Raw genomic sequence first — 5,194 nt, 5'->3', positions numbered from 1 at the left:
GTCAGGTAAAACAAACAAAACATTATACAATGGAGAGTTTGATCCTGGCTCAGGATGAACGCTAGCGGCAGGCCTAATACATGCAAGTCGGACGGGATTCGGGAGCTTGCTCCCGATGAGAGTGGCGCACGGGTGCGTAACACGTATGCAACCTACCTTTACCAGGGGGATAGCCTCTCGAAAGAGAGATTAACACCGCATAAAATTGAGATATGGCATCATATTTTGATCAAATATTTATAGGGTAAAGATGGGCATGCGGAACATTAGCTAGTTGGTAAGGTAACGGCTTACCAAGGCGACGATGTTTAGGGGATCTGAGAGGATGACCCCCCACACTGGTACTGAGACACGGACCAGACTCCTACGGGAGGCAGCAGTAAGGAATATTGGTCAATGGGCGCAAGCCTGAACCAGCCATGCCGCGTGCAGGAAGACGGCCCTACGGGTTGTAAACTGCTTTTGTACGGGAATAAACCTCTCTACGTGTAGAGAGCTGAATGTACTGTAAGAATAAGGATCGGCTAACTCCGTGCCAGCAGCCGCGGTAATACGGAGGATCCGAGCGTTATCCGGATTTATTGGGTTTAAAGGGTGCGTAGGCGGCTTTTTAAGTCAGGGGTGAAAGACGGCAGCTCAACTGTCGCAGTGCCTTTGATACTGAAGAGCTTGAATACACTTGAAGTAGGCGGAATGTGACAAGTAGCGGTGAAATGCATAGATATGTCACAGAACACCAATTGCGAAGGCAGCTTACTAAAGTGAGATTGACGCTGAGGCACGAAAGCGTGGGGATCAAACAGGATTAGATACCCTGGTAGTCCACGCCCTAAACGATGAACACTCGATGTTGGCGATATACGGTCAGCGTCTAAGCGAAAGCGTTAAGTGTTCCACCTGGGGAGTACGCCCGCAAGGGTGAAACTCAAAGGAATTGACGGGGGCCCGCACAAGCGGAGGAGCATGTGGTTTAATTCGATGATACGCGAGGAACCTTACCCGGGCTTGAAAGTTAGTGAATGAGACAGAGACGTCTCAGTCCTTCGGGACACGAAACTAGGTGCTGCATGGCTGTCGTCAGCTCGTGCCGTGAGGTGTTGGGTTAAGTCCCGCAACGAGCGCAACCCCTATGTTTAGTTGCCAGCATGTAATGGTGGGGACTCTAAACAGACTGCCTATGCAAATAGAGAGGAAGGAGGGGACGACGTCAAGTCATCATGGCCCTTACGTCCGGGGCTACACACGTGCTACAATGGATGGTACAGCGGGCAGCTACCTGGCAACAGGATGCCAATCTCGTAAAGCCATTCACAGTTCGGATCGGGGTCTGCAACTCGACCCCGTGAAGTTGGATTCGCTAGTAATCGCGTATCAGCAATGACGCGGTGAATACGTTCCCGGGCCTTGTACACACCGCCCGTCAAGCCATGGAAGCTGGAAGTGCCTGAAGTGCGTAACCGCAAGGAGCGTCCTAGGGTAAAGTCGGTAACTGGGGCTAAGTCGTAACAAGGTAGCCGTACCGGAAGGTGTGGCTGGAATACCTCCTTTCTGGAGCAGTATCCCAAAGAAATGAAAGGGGCAGAAACTGCTATGCACATGATTTATTTTTCTTGATAAAAAAACAAAAGGAAACCCGGAAGATGAAGCCATCAGGGTGACTGTAACCAAGCTTACAGGACACAGTTGGCGGTCAGCAGTAGGCAGTAAGCAGTTTAATCTGAAAACTGCACACTGGTAACTGCAAACTAAAAGACAGTCCCGTAGCTCAGTTTGGTTAGAGCACTACACTGATAATGTAGGGGTCAGCAGTTCAAATCTGCTCGGGACTACAGCGGCGGTAAAAGGAGAAAAGAAAAGGAAAAAGGTAAAGACCTTTAACCTTTACGCTTTAAACCCTTCACCACATCAACAGGGGGATTAGCTCAGCTGGCTAGAGCACCTGCCTTGCACGCAGGGGGTCAACGGTTCGAATCCGTTATTCTCCACGCTGTTTAAGGGAAAAAGATAAAGGCAAAAGGAAAAGGTTAACACCTTTGCACCTTTCAGCTTTCACCTTTACACCTCAGACAAAACGTTCTTTGACATATTGGAAGAAGTAATTGAAAAAACGAGAAGACAACAATAGGGAGTCTTTTAGTGAAACAAGAAACAAGAGTAAAGAAACAAGATGCAAATCTTGAATCCTGGCTCTTAATTCCTGAATCTAAAAAAGATTACCAAAAAAGCATACCATACGGCGCAAAAGGCGTATGCGTAGAAGAAAGTAAGAAAGGGCACACGGGGGATGCCTAGGCTCTCAGAGGCGATGAAGGACGTGATAAGCTGCGATAAGCCGCGGGGATTAGCAAATATGAATTAATCCGCGGATTTCCGAATGGGGAAACCTATCTATTTGAAGAATAGATGCAAAAGCGCTAACCTGCTGAACTGAAACATCTAAGTAAGCAGAGGAAGAGAAAACAACAGTGATTTCCAGAGTAGTGGCGAGCGAAATGGAAGAAGCCCAAACCATATATGTTACGGCATATACGGGGTAGTAGGACCACAACATGAAGATTAAAATGAACCGGAAGCGGGTGGGAAACCGCGCCATAGAGCATGAGAGCTGCGTACGGGTAAGTAATAATCGGATAGTGGTATCCTGAGTACTGCGAGGTCGGAGACGCCTTGTAGGAATTTGCCGGCACCATCCGGTAAGGCTAAATACTCCTGAGAGACCGATAGTGAACCAGTACCGTGAGGGAAAGGTGAAAAGAACCCCGAACAGGGGAGTGAAATAGAACCTGAAACCGTGTGCTTACAAGCGGTCGGAGCCCTTCTGGGGTGACGGCGTGCCTTTTGCATAATGAGCCTACGAGTTACTCTTCTCTGGCAAGGTTAAGTGTTTAAGACACGGATCCGAAGCGAAAGCGAGTCTGAATAGGGCGTGCAGTCAGAGGAGGTAGACGCGAAACCTTGTGATCTACCCATGGACAGGTTGAAGGTGCCGTAACAGGTACTGGAGGACCGAACCGATAAACGTTGAAAAGTTTCCGGATGATTTGTGGGTAGGGGTGAAAGGCTAATCAAACTGGGAAATAGCTCGTACTCCCCGAAATGTTTTTAGGAACAGCCTGGCGGTAAAGTTATTAAGAGGTAGAGCTACTAATTGGGTGCGGGGGAGTCAAATCCTACCAAATCCAGATAAACTCCGAATGCTTGATAATATACGCTGGAGTGAGGCTATGGGTGCTAAGGTCCATGGCCGAGAGGGAAAGAACCCAGACCATCAGCTAAGGTCCCCAAATTACCATTAAGTTGAACTAACGAGGTCCGGCTGCACAGACAGCTAGGATGTTGGCTTGGAAGCAGCCATTCATTTAAAGAGTGCGTAACAGCTCACTAGTCGAGCGGCCGGGCATGGATAATAAACGGGCATTAAATGGTATACCGAAGCTATGGATTGTATATTAATATACACTGGTAGGGGAGCATTCTATTATCGGCGAAGCAGGAAGGTAACTGACTGTGGAGAGAATAGAAAAGCAAATGTAGGCATAAGTAACGATAAGGCGGGAGAGAAACCCGCCCACCGAAAGACTAAGGTTTCCTGATCAACGCTAATCGGATCAGGGTTAGTCGGGGCCTAAGGTGAAGCCGAAAGGCGCAGCCGATGGACAACTGGTTAATATTCCAGTACTTTTTATAACTGCGATGCGGTGACGGAGTAGTGACACTGACGCGAACTGACGGAATAGTTCGTTAAAGGCCGTAGGTATAGAGGATGTAGTAAAGTACGCATTCTTTGCTGAAAGCTGATAGTACTCGGAACCTTCGGGGGATGGGATAGTTCAGGTAATCAGACTTCCAAGAAAACCCGCTAAGCTTCAGGTTATAAAAACCCGTACCGTAAACCGACACAGGTAGTCGAGGAGAGAATCCTAAGGTGCTCGAGTGAATCATGGCTAAGGAACTCGGCAAAATGGCCCTGTAACTTCGGGAGAAGGGGCGCTGGCAGCAATGTCAGCCGCAGTGAAAAGGCCCAGGCGACTGTTTAACAAAAACACATGGCTTTGCAAAATCGCAAGATGACGTATAAGGCCTGACACCTGCCCGGTGCCGGAAGGTTAAGAGGGGATGTTAGTCGCAAGGCGAAGCATTGAATCGAAGCCCCGGTAAACGGCGGCCGTAACTATAACGGTCCTAAGGTAGCGAAATTCCTTGTCGGGTAAGTTCCGACCTGCACGAATGGTGTAACGATCTGGGCGCTGTCTCAGCCATGAGCTCGGTGAAATTGTGGTATCGGTGAAGACGCCGGTTACCCGCAACGGGACGGAAAGACCCCATGCACCTTCACTACAACTTAACATTGATATCGGATACAGGATGTGTAGGATAGGTGGGAGGCTTTGAAGCAGGTTCGCCAGGACTTGTGGAGCCAACGTTGAAATACCACCCTTTCTGTATTTGGTGTCTAACTCTGCAGTGCGGAGGACATTGTTTGGCGGGTAGTTTGACTGGGGTGGTCGCCTCCAAAAAGGTAACGGAGGCTTTCAAAGGTAAGCTCAGTACGCTTGGTAACCGTACGCGGAGTGCAATAGCAAAAGCTTGCTTGACTGTGAGGCAGACAAGCCGAGCAGGGTCGAAAGACGGATATAGTGATCCGGTGGTTCTGCATGGAAGGGCCATCGCTCAAAGGATAAAAGGTACGCTGGGGATAACAGGCTGATCTCCCCCAAGAGCTCATATCGACGGGGAGGTTTGGCACCTCGATGTCGGCTCGTCACATCCTGGGGCTGGAGAAGGTCCCAAGGGTTGAGCTGTTCGCTCATTAAAGTGGCACGCGAGCTGGGTTCAGAACGTCGCGAGACAGTTCGGTCCCTATCTGTTGTGGGCGTTGGAAGTTTGAGTGGGGCTGACCTTAGTACGAGAGGACCGGGTTGGACTAACCTCTGGTGAATCTGTTATGGCGCCAGCTGTACTGCAGAGTAGCTACGTTGGGAATAGATAAGCGCTGAAAGCATCTAAGTGCGAAACTAGCCACGAGATGAGACTTCCTTATAGGGTCGTGACAGACTATCACGTTGATAGGTTACAGGTGTAAAGGTGGTGACATCAAAGCCGAGTAATACTAATCGCCCGAAGCTTTCTCAAGCAACAGAACTATATTGTTGTCTTCTCACCCTTTTCAATAACTTCTTTCAATAATATGTCA

The 5,194-nt window shown here is 49.1% G+C and carries 2 tRNA genes and 2 rRNA genes; all 4 read left to right on the top strand.

From position 1 onward, the window contains the following. Positions 1-26: 26 nt before the first annotated feature. Positions 27-1,548: ribosomal RNA gene (locus ABD960_RS16890) — 16S ribosomal RNA — on the top strand. A gap of 206 nt (positions 1,549-1,754) precedes the next feature. Further along, positions 1,755-1,829 (top strand) — tRNA-Ile (locus tag ABD960_RS16885). 82 nt (positions 1,830-1,911) lie between these two features. Then, positions 1,912-1,985, top strand: a tRNA-Ala gene (locus ABD960_RS16880). A 272-nt stretch (positions 1,986-2,257) separates the two neighbouring features. After that, a 23S ribosomal RNA gene (locus ABD960_RS16875) occupies positions 2,258-5,133 on the top strand. Together the 16S and 23S rRNA genes with 2 tRNA genes alongside form the textbook arrangement of a ribosomal RNA operon. Positions 5,134-5,194 lie beyond the last annotated feature (61 nt).

This window comes from Mucilaginibacter defluvii (genome assembly GCF_039543225.1).
Classification (GTDB): domain Bacteria; phylum Bacteroidota; class Bacteroidia; order Sphingobacteriales; family Sphingobacteriaceae; genus Mucilaginibacter; species Mucilaginibacter defluvii.
Note: the sequence above shows the minus strand (reverse complement) of the source record. Positions and strands in the feature narration are given on the sequence as shown.